The sequence below is a fragment of the Endozoicomonas atrinae genome (assembly GCF_001647025.1).
GTDB lineage: Bacteria > Pseudomonadota > Gammaproteobacteria > Pseudomonadales > Endozoicomonadaceae > Endozoicomonas > Endozoicomonas atrinae.
Genome location: NZ_LUKQ02000643.1, coordinates 1 through 889 on the forward strand (window position 1 = coordinate 1; position 889 = coordinate 889).

The window sequence follows — 889 nt, forward strand, 5'->3', positions numbered from 1 at the left end:
ACCATTCGCACCGGAGTTAAACAGCTCAGAAAGGCTATGGGAGTGGATGCGGGAGCATGACTTATCAAACAAAGCATTTTCAGGTTATGAAAATATTGTAGATTGTTGCTGTGAAGCTTGGAATAACCTTTGCAGCGAAGCTGGTCGACTGTTCAGTCTGTGCTCCCGTGATTGGGCAGTTATACAGTAGTTAGAAAATTCAATTGGTATAATTAGCCGCCTGGGCATGGAATAAGCAGTTGCCATCCCTGGTAACATCTTTCAATCTTAAGCGGCGATCATGGCCTGACAGCATTTGGTTGATTGTCGATCTCTGACGGTGAATAGCCCGCTCTAATCTCAGAGCCTTTTGGCTCGCGACTATTGCCTGCTGAAACTGTAATTCCTGAGCAATTACCGCTCGTTTACGTTGTTCCTGCTGGAATGTTTTCATGCTTGCTTTTATCACCCACTCAGGAATGGGTTCATCGACCAGGTAATCATTACGGGCAGCAAGGTTTTGATTGGCAATAATTGACTGAGCAGTGCGTGGAGCAGGAGTGGGGGAGGGCGCTTGAACGGCCCTGGGAGCACGACTGACAGGAGCCGGAGAAACACTTTTCACCGGTAAATGATGTTGACTCCACTCAGAAAATCGACTCATTGCCGTCTCACAATGTACGCCTCCATAAAACTGGTTGATGGTTTTCAAAAAGGTTTTATTACCTGTAACCAGATAAAAGAGAGTGGCACATGACTGTAATTTAGCGGCATCAACCCTGCTGTCATCACCGATGTAATAAGTCTTCAAAACACCAGTTTAATTTGACCTCCCGATTAACCCTTTTCTGGCCGATTGTTTTCCTGTTGGTATCAAGCAGGGAGCAGCGCCATGACCAATCGAGAGGAC

Annotated in this window: 1 protein-coding gene and 1 pseudogene; one reads left to right on the forward strand and one right to left on the reverse strand. The window is 46.3% G+C overall.

Annotated elements, in window-relative coordinates:
* Positions 1 to 190: pseudogene (locus tag AK963_RS36315) on the forward strand (IS630 family transposase); the annotation flags it as partial.
* A gap of 9 nt (positions 191 to 199) precedes the next feature.
* On the opposite strand, the gene AK963_RS29745 reads toward AK963_RS36315, so the two are convergent.
* Positions 200 to 790, reverse strand: coding sequence for a hypothetical protein (locus tag AK963_RS29745; protein WP_066018807.1), 591 nt, complete (start codon positions 788 to 790; stop codon positions 200 to 202).
* Positions 791 to 889 lie beyond the last annotated feature (99 nt).